This is a genomic window from Citrobacter sp. Cpo037, assembly GCF_030332945.1.
GTDB classification, from domain to species: domain Bacteria; phylum Pseudomonadota; class Gammaproteobacteria; order Enterobacterales; family Enterobacteriaceae; genus Citrobacter; species Citrobacter portucalensis.
This window is the reverse complement of the sequence record NZ_JAOWGW010000040.1, coordinates 227,877-249,996: the sequence shown is the minus strand read 5'-3', so window position 1 is coordinate 249,996 and position 22,120 is coordinate 227,877. Positions and strand designations below refer to the sequence as shown.

The window sequence follows — 22,120 nt, the reverse complement described above, 5'->3', positions numbered from 1 at the left end:
GGCGGCCATGTCTGAGAAAACTTTTCTGGTGGAAATCGGCACTGAAGAGCTGCCACCAAAAGCACTGCGCAGCCTGGCTGAGTCCTTTGCTGCAAACTTTACCGCGGAGCTGGATAACGCTGGCATCGCGCACGGCAACGTTGAGTGGTTCGCCGCGCCGCGTCGTCTGGCGCTGAAAGTCGCGAATCTGGCGGAATCTCAACCCGATCGCGAAGTTGAAAAACGCGGTCCGGCCATTGCCCAGGCGTTTGACGCTGAAGGCAAACCGAGCAAAGCGGCAGAAGGTTGGGCACGTGGCTGCGGCATCACGGTTGATCAGGCTGAGCGTCTGACTACCGACAAAGGCGAATGGTTGCTGTACCGTGCGCATGTAAAAGGCGAAAGCGCAGAAACGCTGCTGCCAAACATGATCGCCACGTCACTGGCGAAGCTGCCTATCCCGAAACTGATGCGCTGGGGCGCGTCTGATGTCCACTTCGTGCGTCCGGTTCACACCGTGACCCTGCTGCTGGGCGACAAAGTGATTCCGGCAACGATTCTGGGCATTCAGTCCGATCGCGTGATCCGCGGGCACCGCTTTATGGGCGAACCGGAATTCACCATCGATTCTGCCGATCAGTACCCGGAAATCCTGCGTGAGCGCGGCAAAGTAATTGCGGATTACGCTGAGCGTAAAGCGAAAATCAAAGCCGATGCTGAAGAAGCGGCGCGTAAGATTGGCGGTAACGCTGATCTGAGCGAAAGCCTGCTGGAAGAAGTCACCTCGCTGGTGGAATGGCCGGTAGTGCTGACCGCGAAGTTCGAAGAGAAATTCCTCGCAGTTCCGTCTGAAGCGCTGGTACACACCATGAAAGGTGACCAGAAGTACTTCCCGGTTTACGCGAACGACGGCAAACTGCTGCCGAACTTTATCTTCGTTGCCAACATCGAATCGAAAGATCCGATCCAGATTATCTCCGGTAACGAGAAAGTCGTTCGTCCGCGCCTGGCGGATGCCGAGTTCTTCTTCAATACCGACCGTAAAAAACGTCTGGAAGACCATCTGCCGCGTCTGCAAACCGTGCTGTTCCAACAGCAACTGGGTACGCTGCGCGACAAGACTGACCGTATCCAGGCTCTGGCGGGCTGGATTGCTGGTCAGATTGGCGCTGATGTTAACCACGCAACGCGTGCTGGCCTGCTGTCCAAGTGTGACCTGATGACCAACATGGTCTTCGAGTTCACCGACACCCAGGGTGTGATGGGCATGCACTACGCGCGTCACGATGGCGAAGCGGAAGATGTAGCCGTGGCGCTGAACGAACAGTATCAGCCGCGTTTTGCCGGTGATGATCTGCCGTCGAACCCGGTAGCTTGTGCCGTGGCGATTGCTGACAAGATGGACACCCTGGCGGGTATCTTCGGTATTGGTCAGCATCCGAAAGGCGACAAAGACCCGTTTGCGCTGCGTCGTGCTGCGCTGGGTGTGCTGCGTATTATCGTTGAGAAGAACCTGAATCTGGATCTGCAAACGCTGACCGAAGAAGCGGTTCATCTGTATGGTGACAAGCTGACCAACGCCAACGTGGTGGATGACGTTATCGACTTTATGCTCGGTCGCTTCCGCGCCTGGTATCAGGACGAAGGTTACACCGTCGACACCATTCAGGCCGTACTGGCACGTCGTCCGACTCGTCCGGCTGATTTTGACGCACGTATGAAGGCGGTTTCGCACTTCCGTACGCTGGAAGCCGCGTCCGCGCTGGCTGCCGCGAACAAGCGTGTATCGAACATCCTTGCGAAGTCTGAAGAGACGCTGAATGACCGCGTGAATGCGGCGACGCTGAAAGAGCCGGAAGAAATTGCGCTGGCAATGCAGGTGGTTGTGCTGCGCGATAAGCTGGAGCCTGTCTTCGCTGCCGGTCGTTACCAGGAAGCGCTGGTTGAGTTGGCGGAACTGCGTGAACCGGTTGATGCGTTCTTCGAGAAAGTGATGGTCAACGTAGAAGATAAAGATCTGCGTATTAACCGTCTGTCTATGCTCGAAAAACTGCGCGAGCTGTTCCTGCGCGTGGCGGATATTTCTCTGCTGCAGTAATGGCCCTGCGCTGACTTAGAAAATGCCGGATGGCGGCTTCGCCTTATCCGGCATTTTTTTATGTTATTAGCGCAACTGCAATTTTGTCAGACAGGTCTGGCTGTCTTCCATCGTCTTAATAGGATACTTCGCCGTTTTACCGTTGTAGCTCACTGCGATGGTGCCTTCCATATTGCGCGGTAGCCATACCCCGACAAAGCCATTACGGCCGCTCTTCATCGCTTTTTGTACCACCACATCACCCTTGTTATCCGTCACTTTGACATTGAATGTCTTCTCCGGCATTTCGCCCTGGCAGCCAGAAAGGCTGTGGTTGAAGCAAGGATGTGTTTGCCATTCATACGGGGCAAACGACAGATAGAACTTGTCACCGAGCGGCAGGGTATAAACCTGATCGCCCGAAGAGAGCTTCAGCGCGGTGCTGGTGATGGACGCTGAGTACGGCAGCGGGCGACTCTGCGGTGATTGATCGATCGTTTCTACGATTTGTTCGACGGATTTCCCGCTAAGTCCGTGTTCGGCCAGAAAAGTAGCTTCCGGCGTTGCCGCGAACGCAGTACCAGTGGTGAGCAAACCTAAAATCAGCAGCAGTGAGGATTTCGACATAGCTTCAATTCCTTGTGAAAATTGTGGAATATAGACTGGCTCACTATAAAGCTTGCCCTTAGGGAAAGGTCAAAGGGGCGACGGGTAAAGTAATGCAAAGAAGCGTTTAGGTGGGATGTGCTGCGAAGTACAGATAAAAAAAATCCCCGCCGTTTGGCAGGGATTCAGAATTTTTGAGCTTTTTAAGCTTACAGGCTGGTTACGTTGCCAGCTGCCGGGCCTTTAGCGCCGCTTTCGATGGTGAAGGAAACTTTCTGACCTTCGTCCAGAGATTTGTAGCCATCGTTCTGGATAGCAGAGAAGTGTACGAACACGTCTTTAGAGCCATCGTCAGGAGTGATGAAGCCGAAACCTTTGTCAGCGTTGAACCATTTTACGATACCAGTCATTTTACCGGACATAGTGTATTACCTTTTAAAAAATAAGTGTGCCTTTCGGCGATATGGCGTGCTTTACAGATTTTTTAACAGTAAAGGAAATGCTCACTACGAAGGGTATCAACGATAACTCTTGAAGGGACTTGCCTTACTAACTGCTGTAATGGTCTGTACGTCAAACCGTTGAGGGCATTAACTCATTTTACGCATGTGGATGCAACTACTATTTTCTTTTTTGTGGATAACCTTCGTAAGAGAACGGCCCTGTAACAGGACCGTTCTTAAGCAAAATTGAAAAATAGTTCAATCCATCAGTTGCTTACTTAACCTAGGGTCTGCCTGAATCAGGCGCATTAACTTCAATTCGGTAGTGGAAGGCTTTACGCGTTTAGACTCCCATTCATGAACCATCGCGACCGTCACGCCCATCACTCGGGCAAAATCATCTGTTTTTAAACCTGTCCCTCGTCGTAGCTGTTCAAATTCGGTGAAAGGGTTGGTTTTTTGCGGCAGAGTGACCGTCTGCGATACATCTTTAAAAACAATCTGCTCCAGACTGCTTAGCAGTTCAAACATAGGATCTTTGTATTCCATTGAGAACTCCTACAAATCACACAGCGGGATCGTGAATTTCTTCGAAGCTCATTAAGAGTAGTCGGAAAAAATGAAGCCGGATTTAAGGTTTGTGTGATGGATTCGTTTCAGCGGATCGCAGGTGATAATCTTTTGCTGGCTAACGAACTGATAAAGGTCGGGATCTCCGAACGATCGATTCCGATTGTAAAGATGACTAAAATATGACGCCGAGTGGTAAATGCAGCATTGTTTAGCAAAACGAACGGTGGTGGGAACGGTTATTTTCCCCCACAAGATTACGCGGAAAGGGTATCTTGCGGGGCTGACCTGGACTATCCTTGTCAACGTCAGGCACGCGGGTGTCGTTGTGCGCATTTTTGGGTGAAAGGAGTATTAAAATGGCGACAGGTAAGTCCTGCTCTCGCTGGTTTGCGCCTGTTTTGGCGCTCTTAATGGTAGTTGGCCTGAGTGGGTGTTTTGATAAAGAAGGCGATCAACGCAAAGCGTTTATCGATTTTCTGCAGAATACTGCAATGCGTAGCGGAGAGCGTTTACCAACGCTGACCGCCGATCAGAAAAAACAGTTTGGCCCGTTTGTGTCCGATTACGCGATTCTGTATGGCTATTCGCAGCAGGTTAATCAGGCGATGGACTCCGGTCTGCGCCCGGTGGTTGATAGCGTAAATGCGATTCGTGTTCCTCAGGATTATGTGACTCAGCGTGAACCGCTGCGTCAGGCAAATGGTGCGCTAGGTGTATTAGGGCAACAGTTGCAGAATGCGAAACTACAGGCAGATGCTGCGCATGGCGCGCTGAAGCAGGGCGAAGATCTGAAGCCGGTCTTTGATCAGGTGTACAACAAAGTTGTTACTGCACCAGCAGAGGCCTTACAGCCGCTGATCCCTGCCGCGCAAATTTTCACGCAGCAGTTGGTGCAGGTTGGTGATTTTGTGGCGCAGCAGGATACGCAGGTGAGCTTTGTCGCCAACGGTATCCAGTTCCCAACGTCACAGCAGGCAAGTCAGTACAATACGCTGATTGGCCCGTTGGCTGCTCAGCATCAGGCATTTAATCAGGCCTGGACTGCTGCGGTGAATGCCGCTCAGTAATTAAGATACGGTAATACATGAAAGGCCGGGTGAGCGTAAGCGCTACCCGGCCTTTTGTTTATGATGCGACCTGCGGGTTTACGCAGTTCTTCTCAACGCGTCCTTGCAGCGCATCGATTAAGTTATCCACCGCACAGGCCGCCATGTTGTAGCGCGTTTCGTGCGTGGCTGAACCAATGTGCGGTACGGCCACCACGTTGGGCAGTGACAGCAGCGGTGAGTCTACCGGTAATGGCTCTTGCTCAAATACATCCAGGCCAGCGGCATGAATTTCGCCTTTTTGCAGGGCGGCAATCAACGCTTTTTCATCGACCACCGGGCCACGTCCGGCGTTAATGAAAATGGCGGAAGACTTCATTTTGGCAAACTGCTCGGTGCTGAACAGATGATGCGTTTCGTCGGTTAACGGCAGGATCAGGCAGACAAAATCAGACTCCTGCAACAGCGTATCGAGGTCGCAGTAACGTGCATTAAAGCGTTCTTCTGCTTCCTGATGATGACGGCGCGCATTATAGAGAATCGGCATGCTAAAGCCGAAATGCGCACGTTGTGCCAGCGCCAGCCCAATGCGGCCCATACCGACAATCCCCAGCGTTTTGTGGTGTACATCGGTACCAAACCAGTCCGGTCCGATACTTTTGGTCCATTCGCCGACCTTTACCCGTTCGGCAACTTCCACTACGCGGCGAGCGGTGCTTAACACCAGCGCCATTACCGTATCGGCGACGGTTTCCGTCAGCACGGTTGGCGTGTGCATCAACAGCACCTTACGCGCGTTGAGGGCATCGACGTCGAAGTTGTCATAGCCTACGGAAATCGTGGATGTCGCACGCAGCCTGGGCATTTTCTCCAGCAGAGCGGTATTGACGGCTTCACTGGAGCCCAGCAGACCTTCTGCATTGGCAAAAGCGTCGGCGTGCTGTGCGACCGTTTCCGGGCGCAGGTTAGGCACCTGAGTCACAGTAAAATGCTCTTCCAGGCGATGCAGTAAATCGTCAGGTAACGCTTTATAGAGAATAATGGACGGCTTCATGCGAATCTCCGTAAGTTAAATTTAAGCGTGGCGTGCGCCAACCGGAATTTGGGAATTATTAGCAGGCTTAACAATTAAAGTTAGCCACACTGAGACAAAAAGCGCTACCCCCATAAAAATGTACGAGGCGGACGGGCTGCCGGTAGCGCCATTGAGGTAGCCGACAAACCATGAACCAAAGAATGAGCCTAGCGCGCCCATGCTGTTGATCAGTGCCATTGCCCCACCGGCGACGTTGCGCGGCAGCATTTCTGGGATGATGGCGAAGAAGGGACCATAGGGGGCATACATTGCCGCGCCTGCAATAACTAACAGCGTGTAAGAAATCCAGAAGTGGTCTGCACCTACGGCCCAGGAGCCGATAAACGCGAAAGCGGCTATTAATAACAGTGGCCAGACAAACAGCTTACGGTTTTGCAGCTTATCGGACGCCCAGGAGACGAGGATCATCGCCGCCGTCGCCGCCAGATACGGTACGGATGACAGCCAACCAACTTCCACCATCCCCAGGTTTGCGCCGCCGTTGCGGATAATCGACGGCAGCCACAGGACAAAACCATAGACGCCAATACTCCAGGCGAAATACTGCATACACAGCAGGATGACGTTACGTGAGCGGAAAGCCTCGCTATAGTTACGTACGGCTTTGATGCCTTGCTGCTCTTTTTCCAGTTGTGCCTGAAGGGCGGCTTTTTCAGATTCTGACAGCCAACCGACCTGAGACGGTTTGTCTTTTACCAGCACCCACCAGCAGAACGCCCAGATGATGGCCGGGAAGCCCTCGATGATGAACATTTCCCGCCAGCCCAGCGCCTGAATCAGGTAACCGGAAACCACGGACATCCACAGGACGGTGACCGGATTACCGAGGATCAGGAAAGTGTTTGCGCGCGAGCGTTCAGATTTCGTAAACCAGTTGCTGATATAAATCAGCATTGCCGGCATCACGGCTGCTTCAACGACGCCAAGAATAAAGCGGATGGCGGCAAGCATTGGAATATTGCTGACCATGCCGGTTAACGACGCGCATGCGCCCCAGAGGATCAGACAGACAAAAATCAGTTTTCGTACGCTGCGGCGTTCAGCGTAAATTGCGCCCGGGATCTGAAAGAAGAAATAGCCGAGGAAAAACAGTGCGCCCAGCAGGGAAGAGATCCCCTTGGTAATGCCGAGGTCCTCGTTGATACCGGCGGCGGAGGCGAAGCTGAAGTTCGCGCGGTCAAGGTACGCCAGGCTATACGTGATAAACACGATTGGCATGATGTACCACCAGCGTTTTGCTGCATTAGTTGAGCTATTCATAGACTGCCCTCTGGTTATGCTGATACGCCGCCTCTGTATGTAGGGTACAGAGTTGGCCGGGAGTTTATTCCCCTAATTGTTCACGTGTGGGTAATCCTTCGCTGTCGCCCTGAACCTGAATGGCCAGTGCGCCAATTTTATTGCCGCGGGTCACCGCCTGATGCAACGAGCGGCCTTCCAGCAGGGCGCTAATAACGCCCACGGCAAAGCCATCGCCTGCGCCGACTGTATCGACCACGTTGTTGACTTTTACCGGTGCCACGCAGCCTTGTTCGCCGCTGGCGGTTTTGTACCAGGCGCCATCAGCCCCGGTTTTCACGATCACGGCCTTCACGCCATGGCGCAGATAAAAGTCGGCGATGGCTTCAGGCGTTTGCTGACCGGTTAAAATCATGCCCTCTTTTAACCCTGGTAAAACCCAGTCTGCCTGGAATGCCAGGCGGTTCAGTTTTTCCACCATTTCGGCTTCGCTTTTCCACAATACCGGGCGCAAATTCGGGTCGAACGAGATGGTCTTCCCCTGGGCCTTCATGGTGCGGGCGGTATGCGCCAGTAGTTCATAAGAGCTGGCAGAAAGTGCTGCTGCTACGCCGCTCAGGTGCAGGTGGCGCGCGCTGGCGAAATAGGCCTCGTGATAATCTTCAATGCTGAGGTGGCTGGCAGCGGAACCTTTACGGAAATATTCCACAATGGGATCGGTTCCATTTTCAACCTTAGATTTAAGCTGAAAGCCGGTAGCGTAACGCCCGTCCTGGGTGACTCCCTGCGCATCAATCCCTTCTTTTTCCAGCGACTTAACGATAAAACGGCCAAAGCTGTCGTTGCCAACGCGGCTCACCCAACCGACCTTCAGGCCCAGACGAGCAAGACCGGTCGCTACGTTAAGCTCAGCACCTGCAACGCGCTTGATAAACTGCTCCACATCCGCCAGTTCGCCGGTTTGCGTGGCGACAAACATCGCCATCGCTTCACCAATAGTGACCACATCCAGTGAATTTTTCATGCGTTACTCCTCGCGTAACAGCTCAACGTAGCGGCGGGTAACCGCCACCAAATCCTGCCCTTCCAGGGGGAACTCAATGCCGCGTGGGACATCGTTGGGCAGCGTTTTTAGCAGCGCCAGCCAGCGCGGATCGGCTTCATCAGGCGGTACGGCGCGGTAGCTGTCGTGATATGCAACTGCGGCTTTGACATGGATATAGCCAACGGTTGACGCCAGGTTTTGTGCTGCTTCTTCTGGGGAGTCGCCCACCCACAGCCAGTTGCCCATATCGAAGGTCAGAGATATCGGCAGGTTTTGCGCCTGACAGGCTTCGTTAAAGCGCTGCATTGGCTGCAGGCGTCCGCAGTCGGTCTGATCGTTCTCGACAACCAGCTCCATTCCGCTGTTGTCCAGCCATTGGCGTAGAACGTCGAACTGTTCGGTATGGGAAAAATGGCCGAGGGAGACTTTTAACCACAGTGCCTGCAAGGCCTGCGCTTCCTCAAGTAGTTCTGGAAGACGGGGGTTGAGGTTACCATCCTCAAGGAACAACGGTTCAGGCGCTGAGTAACAGGCCAGCAGGCCGAAGATTTCGATCGCAGAAGCCATCGTTGACAGCGTCTTCAGCTCGGCGTCGGTTAATAGCTCGCGGCGGATTTCGACGCCGTCAGCACCGGCTTCAGCGATGATGGGCAGCATTGCCGTTTGCCCGCCTGCGGCCCGTACCTGGTCGTGGCCGTAAGCGGCGGTGACCACCATAATTTTTCTTTTCATGGAAACTCCAGACTAGCGTTCTTGTTATAACGCTAGGTGGAACCGGTTCCAAAGAAAAGCCTATGATGTCGAATTTATGATCACCATCACGAAGGTAATTTAACGGGCGGTAGAGCCGCGCACGATCAGCTCGCCGGAGAAGACCTGTTCCTGAATGGCAGCGGAGCCGCCATCAATCCGGCGCACAACCTGCTCAACGGCGGTGTAACCAATCTGCCAGGTGGGTTGTTTCAACGTGGTAATACCAACGCCCGCCAGCTCTGCCCATTCCAGTTCGTCAAAGCCGAGTAAGCCAATGTCGCTCCCCCAGTTGAGGCCAATGCGTTTCAGGGCGCGGGCTACTTGTAGCGTGAGGGCACCGTTGGCAGAGATAACGGCTTTGCGCATGCCACGATGCTGCTGGTGAAACTGGCGCAGGGTGTCGTCCAGTTGCGTATTGTCCGTGAGCGGGACTTCGGCATTTTGCGCGATAACACCGGGGTATTGCGCGAGCGTGGTGCGAAAAGCGCTCAGGCGTTCGCGGCGGGTATTCACCATGCCGAGTGGTTCGCTGAGGAACAGGATGGCTTCAAAACCTTGTTCGACCAGATGTTCGGTGGCAACCGTTGCCGCCTGGGTGTTATCCAGCCCGACCATATCACAGGCGAAATCGGGAATTTTACGGTCAATCAGTACCATCGGCAGCGCAGACTGTTGCAGGCGGTTCAGCCCCTCTTCGCGCATCCCGACGGCGTTGACCACAATCCCTTCGACCTGGTAGCTGCGCAGCAGGTCGAGATAATGCAGTTCCTGATCCACTTCGTTGTTGGTGTTACACACCAGCGGAGTAAAGCCTTTATCGCGGCAGGCGGCTTCAATACCACTTAGCACGTTGACGGAGTAGGGGTTAGTAATATCGGCGATGATCAGGCCAATCAGGCGGGTACGACCGTGTTTCAGGCCTCTTGCCATCAGGCTGGGACGGTAGTCGAGATCGGCAATGGCTTGTTCAATGCGGGCCAGCAGCGCGTCGGAAAGCAGGTGCTTTTCACCGTTGAGATAACGTGAAATGCTGGTCTTGCCGGTTTTTGCAGCTTTCGCCACATCGCTGATGGTTGCCCGTGTTGATTTGCTCATCGCTGATTTCCCTGAATTTGGTGACAACACCTTAACGCGAAAATCAACGATGGCAAGTGCTTCATGCCGGATGGACGCGGACTGTCTCCATCCGGCACAAAACGTTACTGGATCGGGCTTAAGGTAATTTCTACGCGGCGGTTTTGCGCTTTACCTTCCACTGTGCTGTTGCTGGCGATTGGATTTGCTGGGCCCATACCCTGAGTGCGGATGCGGTTAGCTGCGACCCCTTGAGTGATCAAGGCGCTGGCAACGGAGTCTGCGCGCTGCTGCGACAGACGCATATTCAGATCCTGGCTACCGGTGCTGTCGGTGAAGCCCAGCACGTTGACGGCGGTTTTATTGTACTCTTTCAGTACCATCGCCACGCCGGTCAGGGTGTTAGCACCCGCAGGCTTCAGGTTGGCACTGCTGCTGTCGAAGGTGACGTTGTTTGGCATGTTCAGAATGATGTTATCGCCACTGCGCGTCACGCTGACGCCCGTTCCCTGCATTTTTTCGCGCAGTTTCGCTTCCTGCACGTCCATGTAATAGCCGATACCACCGCCAACGGCCGCGCCAGCCGCTGCGCCAATCAGTGCGCCTTTGCCGCGATCTTTCTTCGAAGAAGAGAGTGCGCCAATACCCGCGCCGACCAGAGAGCCAATACCTGCGCCAATGCCGGATTTACCCGCTTCGCGTTCGCCGGTGTAAGGGTTTGTTGTGCAGCCAGAAACCGCCAGGGCGCCGCTCACGATGGCAGCAATAACAAATACACGTTTCTTCATCTTAATTCCTTAATGACTTTTTCTTCTTTGCCACAGCGACCGTGGCGGTTGATTATGACGTGTGAACATGAAGAAAATTCCAGGGAAGACTCTGAAATTTGTAAGTAACATTGAACGGCATAATAAATAAGCCGTCACATCGCATTCAGGAGCGCCATCTTGGCTAATTCACCCGCACATTACTCGGTGTTAACCGCCGCCCACTGGGGACCAATCCTCGTCGACACTGATGGTGAGACGGTTTTCTCCTCGCGTGGCGCGCTGCCCACCGCTCATCCCAACTCTTTGCAAACCGTGGTGCGCGACCAGGTTCACAGTAAAACGCGGGTACGTTTTCCGATGGTGCGTAAAGGGTTTCTCGCCTCGCCGGAGAACCCACAGGGCGTACGTGGGCAGGATGAGTTTGTTCGCGTCAGTTGGGACGACGCGCTGAATCTTATCCATACGCAGCATAAACGCATCCGTGACAGCTACGGCCCGGCCTCAATTTTTGCCGGTTCGTACGGCTGGCGTTCCAACGGCGTGTTACACAAAGCGGCGACCCTGTTACAGCGTTATATGGCGCTGGCGGGCGGTTATACCGGGCATCTGGGGGATTACTCGACGGGGGCTGCGCAGGCGATCATGCCGTACGTGGTGGGCGGGAACGAAGTTTACCAGCAGCAAACCAGCTGGCCGGTGGTGCTGGAGAACAGCGAAGTGGTGGTGTTGTGGAGCGCCAATCCGCTCAACACTCTCAAGATTGCCTGGAACGCGTCCGATGAGCAGGGCCTCGCGTACTTTGAGGCATTGCGCGACAGCGGTAAACGGTTGATCTGTATCGATCCGATGCGATCGGAAAGCGTCGATTTCTTTGGCGATAAGATGGAATGGATTGCCCCGCATATGGGGACCGACGTAGCGCTGATGCTGGGCATCGCGCATACGCTGGTGGAAAACGGCTGGCATGACGAGGACTTTCTCGCCCGGTGTACCACCGGATATGACCGTTTTGCCGACTATCTTCTGGGTAAATCTGATGATGTTGCAAAAACGGCAGAATGGGCGGCAGATATTTGTGGCATTCCGGCGGCGAAGATACGCGAACTTGCGGCGATATTTCACCAAAATACCACCATGCTGATGGCCGGATGGGGCATGCAGCGCCAGCAGTATGGCGAGCAGAAACACTGGATGATTGTCACCCTGGCCGCCATGCTCGGACAAATCGGGACGCCAGGCGGCGGTTTTGGGCTGTCGTACCATTTTGCCAACGGCGGCAACCCAACGCGCCGGGCTGCGGTACTGGCTTCAATGCAGGGCAGCGTTAAAGGCGGCACCGACGCGGTAGATAAAATTCCGGTGGCACGAATTGTTGAAGCGCTGGAGAACCCCGGTGGTTTTTACCAGCACAACGGCATGGACCGTCATTTCCCGGACATTCGCATGTTGTGGTGGGCGGGTGGCGCTAACTTCACCCATCATCAGGACACTAACCGTTTAATTCGCGCCTGGCAAAAACCGGAGCTGGTGGTCATCTCGGAGTGTTTCTGGACCGCAGCAGCAAAGCATGCCGATATCGTGCTGCCAGCAACCACCTCCTTTGAGCGTAATGATTTGACCATGACCGGCGATTACAGCAACCAGCACCTGGTGCCGATGAAGCAGGTCGTACCGCCGCAGGACGAAGCGCGAAATGATTTTGATGTCTTTGCCGAGCTGAGTGAGCGCTGGGAAAAGGGCGGATATGAACGGTTCACCGAAGGTAAAAGCGAACTGGCGTGGCTGGAGACTTTTTACAATATTGCCGGGCAACGTGGGGCCAGTCAGCATGTGACATTGCCGCCTTTCGCCGAGTTTTGGCAGCGCAACGCCCTGATCGAAATGCCGGAAAACGCCGCCAGCGCACAGTTTATCCGTTTTGCGGATTTTCGCCGCGACCCGCAGGCGCATCCGCTGAAAACGGACAGCGGAAAAATTGAAATCTACTCCGCGAGGATTGCAGGTTACGGTTACGCGGACTGCGGGGGGCACCCGATGTGGCTGGAGCCGGATGAGTGGTTCGGTAACGCCGAACCGGACCAGCTACAGCTGCTTTCCGCCCATCCGGCGCACCGTTTGCATAGTCAGCTTAACTACAGTGCGCTACGTGAGCAGTACGCGGTAGCGGATCGTGAGCCGATAACGATTCATCCGCAGGACGCCCACGCGCGCGGCATTGCGGATGGCGATACGGTCAGGGTGTGGAACCAGCGCGGGCAAGTTCTGGCGGGCGCGGTGGTGACGGCGGGTATTAAACCCGGCGTCATCTGTATTCATGAAGGCGCGTGGCCTGATTTGGATCTCGCAGTGAACGGTATTTGTAAAAATGGCGCCGTCAACGTGCTGACCAAAGATCTCCCCAGCTCGAAGTTGGGGAATGGCTGCGCGGGCAATACTGCGCTGGCGTGGCTTGAAAAATATAGCGGACCAATGTTGGCGCTTACGGCGTTTGATCCGCCTGCCAGCCCATAATCCACGTGGGGTGGTGAGTCTCTTCCTGCCATGCGCCGTCTTCAATGCGAAAACCCAGCGCATGGTAGAAGTTCACCGCTGATTGATTCTTCTGGTAGACCTCAAGGCTGAGTATCGAAAAGCGCTGCTGGACATGCTGCACCAGCGCTTTGCCGATCCCGCTTCTGATGGCGGCAGGTGCGACAAACAGCGCGCCGAGAAAGCGGTCATCAATCACGCTGGCAAAGCCTTTGAGCTCGCCTTCTTCTTCCCAAACCCAGGTTTGCGCGGCTGGCAGATAAACATCCCGCACCACGGATTCACTTTCGCGCCAGTAGCGCTCTTCGATAAACGGATGGGCATGGATTGTGCTTTCCATCCACAGCGCCAGAATTGACGGCAGATCTTCAGCCTTGGATTCACGAATCATGTTGTTCTCCCGGATAACAGATGCAGCTGGTGACATGGTCGTTGACCAGGCCGCACGCCTGCATAAAGGAGTAACAAATGGTGGTGCCGACAAACTTAAATCCACGTTTTTTTAACGCTTTAGACAGCGCGTCTGACGCAGGCGTGGAGGTGGGAATATCACTCAGGTTGGCGGCGCGAGTCACTTGCGGTTGGTTATCAACAAATGACCAGACGAATTCGCTAAACGACTCTCCGTTTTGCGCCATCGTCAGAAAAGCGCGAGCGTTGCCGATAATGGCCTGAATTTTTCCGCGATGACGAATAATGCCGGCATCCAGTACCAGCCTTTCCACATCCTCTTCGGTCATGGCCGCCACTTTTTCCGGATCAAAATGGTGGAAAGCGTGGCGATAATTTTCCCGTTTCTTGAGTACGGTAATCCACGATAACCCGGCCTGCTGACCTTCCAGGCAGATCATTTCGAACAGTTTATTACCATCAGTTTCGGGGACGCCCCATTCCTTGTCGTGGTAGGCAATGTAAAGTGGATCCTGGCTGACCCATCCGCAACGCTGCATATTCTTCCTCGCTGTTTTTACTGGCGTAAAAATTTCATTCGGCCCGCCTTGACGCGCCAGCTAAAAAGACAATATTTAATACAGGGCCTGATGGGCCCGATATCCTTCACACAATGACAATAATATCGCCGAATTCGGCTCTTTTCTGGAGTCGCGTTGATGATTATAAGAAACAGTAGTGGTCGCCAAAGGTTAACTCTGGCGAGCGTCGTAGTTTGTGCGCTGTCCATCAATACAGCATATGGCTGGCAACAAGAATATATCGTTGATGCTATGTCAGGGCATACGGCTGAACGTTATACATGGGACAGCGATCACCAACCACGTTATAACGACATTCTGGAAGAACGTATTCGTTCCACTCAGAACGTGGCGGGTCCCGTGGTGAATCTTGCGGATGAGACGCCTATGGATGCGACCAGCGGCATGAGTATGGGCTGGAACTTCCCGCTGTCCAGGCAGGTAACGACCGGTCCGGTTGCCGCACTGCATTATGACGGTTCAACCACATCTACTTACAACGAATTTGGCGACAGCGCGACTTCGGTAACGCAGAACGATCCGCTGTGGCATGCCAGCGTGAGCTCGTTGGGCTGGCGAGTCAATTCGCAGTTCGGTGATGTGCGACCGTGGGCGCAAATCAGCTATAACCAGCAGTTTGGCGAGAATATCTGGAAGGCGCAGTCGGGTCTCAGCCGCATGTCAGCAGCGGGTCAGGATGGTAACTGGGTGGATGTCACCGTCGGTGCGGATATGCTCTTGAACCCGCACATGGCGGCTTACGCAGCGCTTTCGCAGGCTGAAAACAGCACCAACAACAGTGACTATATGTACACCATGGGAGTGAGCGCCAAATTTTAACGTAAGTAATCAGCACATAAACATCTTGATTACATGTTGAGATCAACAATCACACGCACTCCAGCGATAGCGTGTACTAACTCATGCGATAAAATTCAGTAACCCGACTTTTTGTCTCGTCATTCATTCCACATTCCAGGCATTTCATTCCGTCCTGGCGGCATTTCATGCCGTTTTCTCCTGCTCATAAAAGCGCTTCGGTATGGTTGTTGGCAGAGAATTTCCCATTTTGTTTATGCAGGAAGACTGCCATGAAAACTTCTGATTATCAGCGTACCCGCTGGCTGACACTGATCGGCACCATCATTACTCAATTTGCTTTAGGTTCTGTTTATACCTGGAGCCTGTTTAACGGTGCGCTCTCTTCTAAGCTTGATGCGCCAGTGAGTCAGGTTGCCTTTTCCTTTGGCCTGCTGAGCCTCGGGCTGGCAATTTCTTCTTCCGTCGCCGGGAAACTGCAGGAACGTTTTGGCGTGAAACGCGTCACCATGGCCTCCGGTATTTTACTGGGTGTCGGCTTCTTCTTAACCGCCCACTCTGACAGCCTGATTATGCTGTGGCTGAGCGCCGGTGTATTGGTCGGTCTGGCGGATGGAGCAGGCTACCTGTTAACACTTTCCAACTGTGTAAAATGGTTCCCTGAGCGTAAAGGGCTGATTTCCGCCTTTGCCATCGGTTCTTACGGTCTTGGCAGCCTCGGTTTTAAATTCATCGACAGCCAACTGTTGAGCACTGTGGGTCTGGAAAAAACCTTCATGATTTGGGGCGCGATTGTGCTGGTGATGATCGTATTTGGCTCCACGCTGATGAAAGACGCGCCGAATCAGGAAGTGAAAACGAAAAATGGCGTGGTTGAGAATGACTACACCCTGGCGCAGTCCATGCGTAAACCGCAGTACTGGATGCTGGCAGTGATGTTCCTGACGGCGTGTATGAGTGGGCTGTATGTGATTGGCGTGGCGAAAGATATTGCACAAAGCCTGGCGCATATGGATGTGGCAACGGCGGCAAATGCGGTTACCGTCATTTCTATAGCTAACCTGTCCGGTCGTCTGGTTCTGGGGATTCTGTCCGACAAAATCTCTCGTATTCGCGTTATCACCATTGGGCAGGTCGTTTCGCTGGTCGGTATGGCGGCACTGCTGTTCGCCCCGCTGAATGATGTGACCTTCTTTGCGGCGATTGCCTGTGTAGCATTTAACTTTGGCGGTACCATCACCGTGTTCCCGTCACTGGTGAGCGAGTTCTTCGGTTTGAACAACCTGGCTAAAAACTACGGTGTCATTTACTTAGGTTTCGGTATCGGCAGCATTTGTGGTTCCATTATCGCCTCGCTGTTCGGCGGTTTCTATGTGACCTTCTGCGTTATCTTTGCGCTGTTAATTATCTCACTGGCACTCTCCACCACCATCCGCCAGCCACAGCGTAGCGTATATACCGAGGCGCACGCCTAAACCTATTAGTAGTCTGATTAATACCTGGCGCATATATTTACAAAAATATATGCGCCATTTGCATTCTCCATAAGCACTTTTTCACCCTCCTGTGGTCTACTTACCCGCGCCCGTAGACATTTCACCTCTGCTGTTGTCGCATTTTCCCCTGCCTGGTCTGTTTGACTACTGCACAGGGTGTTTTTATCCCGATTCCCAGGGTTTGTTTGCATGAGATACATTAAGTCGATGACGCAGCAGAAACTCAGTTTCCTGCTGGCAATCTATATCGGTTTGTTTATGAACTGTGCTGTATTTTTCCGGCGCTTTAGCGGATATGCACACGAGTTTACCGTCTGGAAAGGACTCTCTGCGGTTGTTGAATTAGCCGGCACTGTTCTGGTGACCTTCTTTTTACTACGGCTTCTCTCTTTATTTGGTCGGCGCGCCTGGCGTGTCCTGACAACCTTAGTGGTGCTGTGTTCTGCCGGTGCCAGCTATTACATGACCTTCCTGAATGTGGTAATTGGTTACGGTATTATTGCCTCCGTAATGACCACGGATATTGATTTATCGAAAGAAGTTGTTGGCTGGCATTTTGTCGTGTGGCTGGTTTCGGTCAGCATTTTACCGTTGGTTCTGATTTGGAGTAATCGCTGCCGCTATACCCTGATGAAACAGATCCGTACACCTGGCATGAGATGGCGTAGCGTGGCGGTGGTATTGTTGGCTGGCTTGATGGTATGGGCGCCGATTCGCCTGCTGAGCATGCAACAGAGAAGCGTTGAGCGAGCAACGGGAATCGATTTACCCAGCTATGGCGGGGTAGTGGCGAATTCCTATCTGCCGTCAAACTGGCTCTCCGCGCTGGGTCTGTACGCCTGGGCACAGGTGGATGAATCCTCAGACAACAAATCGTTGATGAACCCGGCGAAGAAGTTTACCTATGTTGCCCCCAAAAACCTCGACGACACCTATGTGGTCTTTATTATCGGCGAAACGACCCGCTGGGATCATATGGGGATTTTTGGCTATGAGCGTAATACCACGCCAAGGCTCGCCCAGGAGAAAAATCTGGCCGCCTTCCGTGGATATTCCTGTGATACGGCAACAAAACTTTCGCTGCGTTGTATGTTCGTGCGTGAGGGTGGGGCAGAAGAAAACCCGCAGCGTACTCTGAAAGAACAAAACGTCTTCTCCGTGCTCGGCCAGTTAGGGTTCAAGACCGATCTTTACGCGATGCAAAGCGAGATGTGGTTCTACAGTAACACCATGGCGGAGAACATCGCCTATCGTGAGCAGATTGGCGCAGAGCCGCGCAACCGTGGCAAGAACGTTGACGATATGCTGTTGATTACCGAGATGCAGCAGTCTCTACAAAATAATGAAGATGGTGGCAAGCATCTGATTATTCTGCATACTAAGGGCTCGCATTTTAACTACACCCAGCGCTACACCCGCGAATATGCGCAGTGGAAGCCGGAATGTGTCAATGTTGATAGTGGCTGCTCGAAGGCCCAGATGATCAACTCATTCGATAACTCGGTAACCTATGTTGATCACTTTATTACCAAAGTGTTTGATCAACTACGCGATAAGAAAGCGATCGTGTTCTACGCCGCCGATCACGGTGAGTCGATTAACGAGCGCGAGCACCTGCACGGTACGCCGCGTAAAATGGCGCCACCTGAGCAGTTCCGCGTTCCTATGATGGTGTGGATGTCTGACAAGTATCTGGAAGACCCCGACCATGCGAAGGCGTTTGCACACCTTAAGCAAGAAGCTGATATGAAGGTGCCGCGTCGTCATGTTGAACTGTACGACACCATTTTGGGTTGCCTCGGTTATACCTCGCCAAATGGTGGTATTAACGAGAATAACAACTGGTGCCGTATCCCGGACGCGAATAAGGCTACAGCCCAGTAACTGAGCTGCTGACTTTCTCACCGATCAAATGGCATTTTGATACTAAGGGATTGACGGGCGCGCAGCTGAGCAGTAAGATGCGCCCCGCATTCGGTGATTGGCGCAGCCTGGTAGCGCACTTCGTTCGGGACGAAGGGGTCGGAGGTTCGAATCCTCTATCACCGACCAAATTTAAAAAGCCCGCTCTCTGAGCGGGCTTTTTGCATTTGTGGCTTTTGTAGGCCTGATAAGCGAAGTGCCATCAGGCAAAACATCACGCTATAACAGACACTGCCGGATGGCGGCGCAAGCGCTTTATCCGGCCTACAGGCAAAGCGCTGGCAGGGCGTATTTTTTGTTTTTCCGACCCCATGTTTGACCTTCATTTTATCTGCAAAAATTGTGCACCACTTCCCACTGACTGTTAACGATTCTGTGACATATTCCATTGCCTTTTTTTATATTTGCTTGAAACTTTTTTTGCGCTACTTATGGCTGAAGCTGGCATTTTACGCTGTGCGCTTTAACGTTCATGGTATTAATCGCTCAGATATGCAGCATTAATTTAGAAAGTTTGAATAAATTGCATAAATGTTAATCACCAAATGTTGCGAAATATGAAGATGTTTATTCTGGCATAGTACGCGTAGCACAAATTTCCCTGCTGAAAATGTCCTTCCGCACTTTTTTTAATCTTTGTTTGTGAATTCTCACCGTTGGCGTAAATCACGGTGACCTGTATTGACGTTTTCACATTCTGTTGACAGATTGTAGGGTATGAGGGGCATTTCATGGAGAATCCGCACTGCAACTCAGTCGCTTATGTGAACGGAATCCCCATCCTCTTAACGCCGACCCGGCCGGGTAAAAAACAAAAAAGGCCAGGCGGTGCAAACCCACTGCAAAGGGTAAAACAACAAACATCACATTTGGAGCAGAAGAATGAGTATTTCCTTGAAGAAGTCAGGGATGCTGAAGCTTGGTCTGAGCCTGGTGGCTATGACCGTCGCAGCAAGCGTACAGGCTAAAACTCTGGTTTATTGTTCAGAAGGATCTCCTGAAGGCTTTAACCCGCAGCTTTTCACCTCTGGCACCACCTATGATGCCAGCTCCGTACCGATCTATAACCGCCTGGTCGAGTTCAAAACCGGTACGACTGAAGTGATCCCGGGCCTTGCTGAGAAGTGGGAAATCAGCGAAGACGGCAAAACCTACACCTTCCACCTGCGTCAGGGCGTGAAGTGGCAGGACAACAAAGAATTTAAACCGACGCGCGATTTTAACGCCGATGACGTGGTGTTCTCTTTCGATCGTCAAAAAAATGCCCAGAACCCGTACCATAAAGTCTCTGGCGGCAGCTATGAATACTTCGAAGGGATGGGTCTGCCGGATCTGATCTCCGAAGTGAAAAAAGTGGACGATAAAACCGTTCAGTTCGTGCTGACTCGCCCGGAAGCGCCGTTCCTGGCTGACCTGGCGATGGACTTCGCTTCTATTCTTTCCAAAGAATATGCTGACAACATGCTGAAAGCCGGTTCTCCGGAGAAAGTGGATCTGAACCCAATTGGTACCGGTCCGTTCCAGCTGCAGCAGTACCAGAAAGACTCCCGTATTCTGTATAAAGCATTCGAAGGTTACTGGGGCACCAAGCCGCAGATCGACCGTCTGGTCTTCTCCATTACGCCTGACGCTTCCGTGCGTTACGCCAAACTGCAGAAGAACGAGTGCCAGGTGATGCCGTACCCGAACCCGGCAGACATCGCGCGCATGAAGCAGGATAAAAACATCAACCTGATGGAGCAGGCGGGTCTGAATGTTGGCTACCTCTCTTTCAACACCGAGAAGAAACCGTTTGATGACGTGAAAGTTCGTCAGGCGCTGACCTACGCGGTAAACAAAGAAGCGATCATCAAAGCGGTTTATCAGGGCGCTGGCGTTGCCGCGAAAAACCTGATCCCGCCGACTATGTGGGGCTATAACGACGACGTTAAAGACTACACCTACGATCCTGAGAAGGCCAAAGCGCTGCTGAAGGAAGCTGGTCAGGACAAAGGCTTTACCGTTGAGCTGTGGGCTATGCCGGTACAGCGTCCATATAACCCGAACGCACGTCGTATGGCAGAAATGGTTCAGGCTGACTGGGCGAAAATTGGCGTTCAGGCCAAGATTGTGACCTACGAGTGGGGCGAGTATCTGAAACGCGCCAAAGCGGGTGAACATCAGGCGGTGATGATGGGCTGGACCGGCGACAACGGGGATCCGGACAACTTCTTCGCCACCTTGTTCAGCTGTGCGGCAGCGAAAGACGGTTCCAACTACTCTCGCTGGTGCTACAAGCCGTTTGAAGACCTGATCCAGCCAGCGCGTGCGACCGACGATCACAACAAACGTATTGAACTGTACAAGCAAGCTCAGGTTGTTATGCACGACCAGGCTCCGGCTCTGATTGTTGCTCACTCCACCGTGTACGAACCAGTGCGTAAGGAAGTGAAAGGCTATGTGGTTGATCCATTAGGCAAACACCACTTCGAAAACGTCTCTGTCGAATAATTAAAAGCAATTAAGGAAGCGCTGCGCCCCGGTGATGTGTAGGCCGGATAAGCGCAGCGCCCTCCGGCGTAATGCTTTACCCGCGATGCAGTTTGCGTGGGATAAGATTTGTGAGCAATACAGACTCACGGTTCCAGGCCGTGCGTCATTAGAGAGAATCCGGGTTATGTTGCAGTTCATTCTCCGACGTTTGGGACTCGTCATCCCCACGTTTATCGGTATCACTCTTCTCACCTTTGCCTTCGTCCATATGATCCCCGGCGATCCGGTTATGATCATGGCGGGTGAACGTGGGATCTCCCCTGAGCGTCATGCTCAACTGTTGGCTGAACTCGGTCTGGATAAGCCGATGTGGCAGCAGTACCTCCACTATATCTGGGGGGTTATGCATGGTGATTTAGGTATCTCACTGAAAAGCCGCTTACCGGTGTGGGAAGAGTTCGTACCTCGCTTCAAAGCAACGCTGGAACTCGGCGTCTGCGCGATGATTTTCGCCGTCGCAGTGGGTATCCCAGTGGGTGTACTTGCTGCCGTTAAGCGCGGCTCTATTTTCGATCATACCGCCGTTGGCCTGGCGCTGACCGGTTACTCCATGCCGATTTTCTGGTGGGGCATGATGCTGATCATGCTGGTTTCCGTGCAGTGGAACCTGACGCCAGTTTCTGGGCGGGTGAGCGACATGGTGTTCCTTGATGATTCCAATCCGCTAACCGGCTTTATGCTTATCGACACCGCCATCTGGGGTGAAGAGGGCAACTTTATTGATGCGTTGGCGCATATGATCCTGCCTGCGATGGTGCTGGGTACCATTCCTCTGGCGGTCATTGTGCGTATGACCCGTTCATCGATGCTGGAAGTGCTGGGTGAAGATTACATCCGTACCGCGCGCGCCAAAGGCCTGACCCGTATGCGCGTCATCATTATTCACGCTCTGCGTAACGCGATGCTGCCCGTGGTGACCGTTATCGGCCTGCAGGTTGGTACGTTGCTGGCCGGGGCGATCCTGACCGAGACCATCTTCTCGTGGCCGGGACTGGGGCGCTGGCTGATCGATGCGCTGCAACGCCGCGATTATCCGGTGGTGCAGGGCGGGGTGCTGCTGGTCGCGACGATGATTATCCTCGTCAACCTGCTGGTAGACCTGCTGTACGGCGTGGTGAACCCGCGTATTCGGCATAAGAAGTAAGGGGC

General features: G+C 53.2%; 20 protein-coding genes and 1 tRNA gene. 10 read left to right on the top strand and 11 right to left on the bottom strand.

Annotated features, from left to right (window positions below; genetic code table 11):
* Nucleotides 1-7: 7 nt before the first annotated feature.
* Nucleotides 8-2,077 carry a glycine--tRNA ligase subunit beta gene (gene glyS, locus OGX94_RS04750; RefSeq protein ID WP_257662191.1) on the top strand — a complete coding sequence of 690 codons (2,070 nt, stop codon included), beginning with the start codon at nucleotides 8-10 and terminating at the stop codon, nucleotides 2,075-2,077.
* A 66-nt stretch (nucleotides 2,078-2,143) separates the two neighbouring features.
* On the opposite strand, the gene cueP is transcribed toward glyS, so the two are convergent.
* The 3 genes from cueP to OGX94_RS04735 form a co-directional block, all read right to left on the bottom strand.
* A complete protein-coding gene (cueP, locus tag OGX94_RS04745) occupies nucleotides 2,144-2,683 on the bottom strand; it encodes a copper-binding periplasmic metallochaperone CueP (RefSeq protein ID WP_003827382.1) in 540 nt (179 codons plus the stop codon).
* Between the two features lie 188 nt (nucleotides 2,684-2,871).
* Nucleotides 2,872-3,084, bottom strand: coding sequence for a transcription antiterminator/RNA stability regulator CspE (gene cspE, locus OGX94_RS04740; protein ID WP_000014594.1), 213 nt, complete (start codon nucleotides 3,082-3,084; stop codon nucleotides 2,872-2,874).
* Between the two features lie 279 nt (nucleotides 3,085-3,363).
* On the bottom strand, nucleotides 3,364-3,654 hold the full coding sequence (locus tag OGX94_RS04735; protein ID WP_003827383.1) for an HTH-type transcriptional regulator: 291 nt from the start codon (nucleotides 3,652-3,654) through the stop codon (nucleotides 3,364-3,366).
* Nucleotides 3,655-4,034: 380 nt separating this feature from the next.
* Here OGX94_RS04735 and OGX94_RS04730 point away from each other — a divergent pair, with 380 nt between their 5' ends.
* Nucleotides 4,035-4,745 carry a DUF3053 domain-containing protein gene (locus tag OGX94_RS04730; protein ID WP_003827386.1) on the top strand — a complete coding sequence of 237 codons (711 nt, stop codon included), beginning with the start codon at nucleotides 4,035-4,037 and terminating at the stop codon, nucleotides 4,743-4,745.
* Between the two features lie 58 nt (nucleotides 4,746-4,803).
* Here OGX94_RS04730 and ghrB read toward each other — a convergent pair whose 3' ends face one another.
* From ghrB to OGX94_RS04700, 6 genes are all read right to left on the bottom strand, one after another.
* Nucleotides 4,804-5,778 carry a glyoxylate/hydroxypyruvate reductase GhrB gene (gene ghrB / locus OGX94_RS04725; RefSeq protein ID WP_063941887.1) on the bottom strand — a complete coding sequence of 325 codons (975 nt, stop codon included), beginning with the start codon at nucleotides 5,776-5,778 and terminating at the stop codon, nucleotides 4,804-4,806.
* A gap of 21 nt (nucleotides 5,779-5,799) precedes the next feature.
* Entirely contained in the window at nucleotides 5,800-7,080 is a 1,281-nt protein-coding gene (locus OGX94_RS04720) for an MFS transporter (RefSeq protein WP_048215328.1), read from the bottom strand.
* Between the two features lie 64 nt (nucleotides 7,081-7,144).
* Nucleotides 7,145-8,083 (bottom strand): sugar kinase, encoded by a 939-nt coding sequence (locus tag OGX94_RS04715; RefSeq protein ID WP_003827390.1) that lies wholly within the window; start codon nucleotides 8,081-8,083, stop codon nucleotides 7,145-7,147.
* Nucleotides 8,084-8,086: 3 nt separating this feature from the next.
* Complete coding sequence (locus OGX94_RS04710) at nucleotides 8,087-8,836, bottom strand: sugar phosphate isomerase/epimerase family protein (RefSeq protein WP_126956459.1); 750 nt, start codon at nucleotides 8,834-8,836, stop codon at nucleotides 8,087-8,089.
* Nucleotides 8,837-8,935: 99 nt separating this feature from the next.
* Complete coding sequence (locus tag OGX94_RS04705) at nucleotides 8,936-9,952, bottom strand: LacI family DNA-binding transcriptional regulator (RefSeq protein ID WP_100271779.1); 1,017 nt, start codon at nucleotides 9,950-9,952, stop codon at nucleotides 8,936-8,938.
* Nucleotides 9,953-10,056: 104 nt separating this feature from the next.
* Nucleotides 10,057-10,719 (bottom strand): OmpA family lipoprotein, encoded by a 663-nt coding sequence (locus tag OGX94_RS04700; RefSeq protein ID WP_257662192.1) that lies wholly within the window; start codon nucleotides 10,717-10,719, stop codon nucleotides 10,057-10,059.
* A gap of 159 nt (nucleotides 10,720-10,878) precedes the next feature.
* Between OGX94_RS04700 and OGX94_RS04695 the strand changes: the two genes are divergently transcribed.
* Nucleotides 10,879-13,212, top strand: a complete 2,334-nt coding sequence (locus OGX94_RS04695) for a molybdopterin guanine dinucleotide-containing S/N-oxide reductase (protein ID WP_257662193.1) — start codon at nucleotides 10,879-10,881, stop codon at nucleotides 13,210-13,212.
* On the opposite strand, the gene OGX94_RS04690 is transcribed toward OGX94_RS04695, so the two are convergent.
* Both OGX94_RS04690 and tag read right to left on the bottom strand, forming a co-directional pair.
* The gene (locus OGX94_RS04690) at nucleotides 13,181-13,621 is read right to left on the bottom strand and encodes an N-acetyltransferase (RefSeq protein ID WP_003827401.1); all 441 of its coding nucleotides are present in this window, start codon (nucleotides 13,619-13,621) and stop codon (nucleotides 13,181-13,183) included. The genes OGX94_RS04695 and OGX94_RS04690 overlap by 32 nt on opposite strands.
* Nucleotides 13,611-14,180 (bottom strand): DNA-3-methyladenine glycosylase I, encoded by a 570-nt coding sequence (gene tag / locus OGX94_RS04685; RefSeq protein WP_003827403.1) that lies wholly within the window; start codon nucleotides 14,178-14,180, stop codon nucleotides 13,611-13,613. Before tag ends, OGX94_RS04690 begins: the two co-directional genes overlap by 11 nt.
* A 159-nt stretch (nucleotides 14,181-14,339) precedes the next feature.
* Here tag and OGX94_RS04680 point away from each other — a divergent pair, with 159 nt between their 5' ends.
* The 7 genes from OGX94_RS04680 (at nucleotide 14,340) to dppB (ending at nucleotide 22,115) form a co-directional block, all read left to right on the top strand.
* The gene (locus OGX94_RS04680; protein ID WP_003827405.1) at nucleotides 14,340-15,041 is read left to right on the top strand and encodes an autotransporter outer membrane beta-barrel domain-containing protein; all 702 of its coding nucleotides are present in this window, start codon (nucleotides 14,340-14,342) and stop codon (nucleotides 15,039-15,041) included.
* A gap of 251 nt (nucleotides 15,042-15,292) precedes the next feature.
* A complete protein-coding gene (locus OGX94_RS04675; RefSeq protein ID WP_063941883.1) occupies nucleotides 15,293-16,495 on the top strand; it encodes an L-lactate MFS transporter in 1,203 nt (400 codons plus the stop codon).
* 210 nt (nucleotides 16,496-16,705) lie between these two features.
* A complete protein-coding gene (gene eptB / locus OGX94_RS04670) occupies nucleotides 16,706-18,400 on the top strand; it encodes a kdo(2)-lipid A phosphoethanolamine 7''-transferase (RefSeq protein ID WP_003827412.1) in 1,695 nt (564 codons plus the stop codon).
* A gap of 91 nt (nucleotides 18,401-18,491) precedes the next feature.
* Nucleotides 18,492-18,568, top strand: a tRNA-Pro gene (locus tag OGX94_RS04665).
* A 602-nt stretch (nucleotides 18,569-19,170) separates the two neighbouring features.
* Complete coding sequence (locus OGX94_RS04660; protein WP_162604169.1) at nucleotides 19,171-19,407, top strand: hypothetical protein; 237 nt, start codon at nucleotides 19,171-19,173, stop codon at nucleotides 19,405-19,407.
* Nucleotides 19,322-20,929: a dipeptide ABC transporter periplasmic-binding protein DppA gene (gene dppA, locus OGX94_RS04655; RefSeq protein WP_003827414.1), complete on the top strand. Its 1,608-nt coding sequence runs from the start codon at nucleotides 19,322-19,324 to the stop codon at nucleotides 20,927-20,929. The genes OGX94_RS04660 and dppA overlap by 86 nt, the downstream gene beginning before the upstream one ends.
* A 166-nt stretch (nucleotides 20,930-21,095) precedes the next feature.
* Entirely contained in the window at nucleotides 21,096-22,115 is a 1,020-nt protein-coding gene (dppB, locus tag OGX94_RS04650; RefSeq protein ID WP_003827415.1) for a dipeptide ABC transporter permease DppB, read from the top strand.
* Nucleotides 22,116-22,120 lie beyond the last annotated feature (5 nt).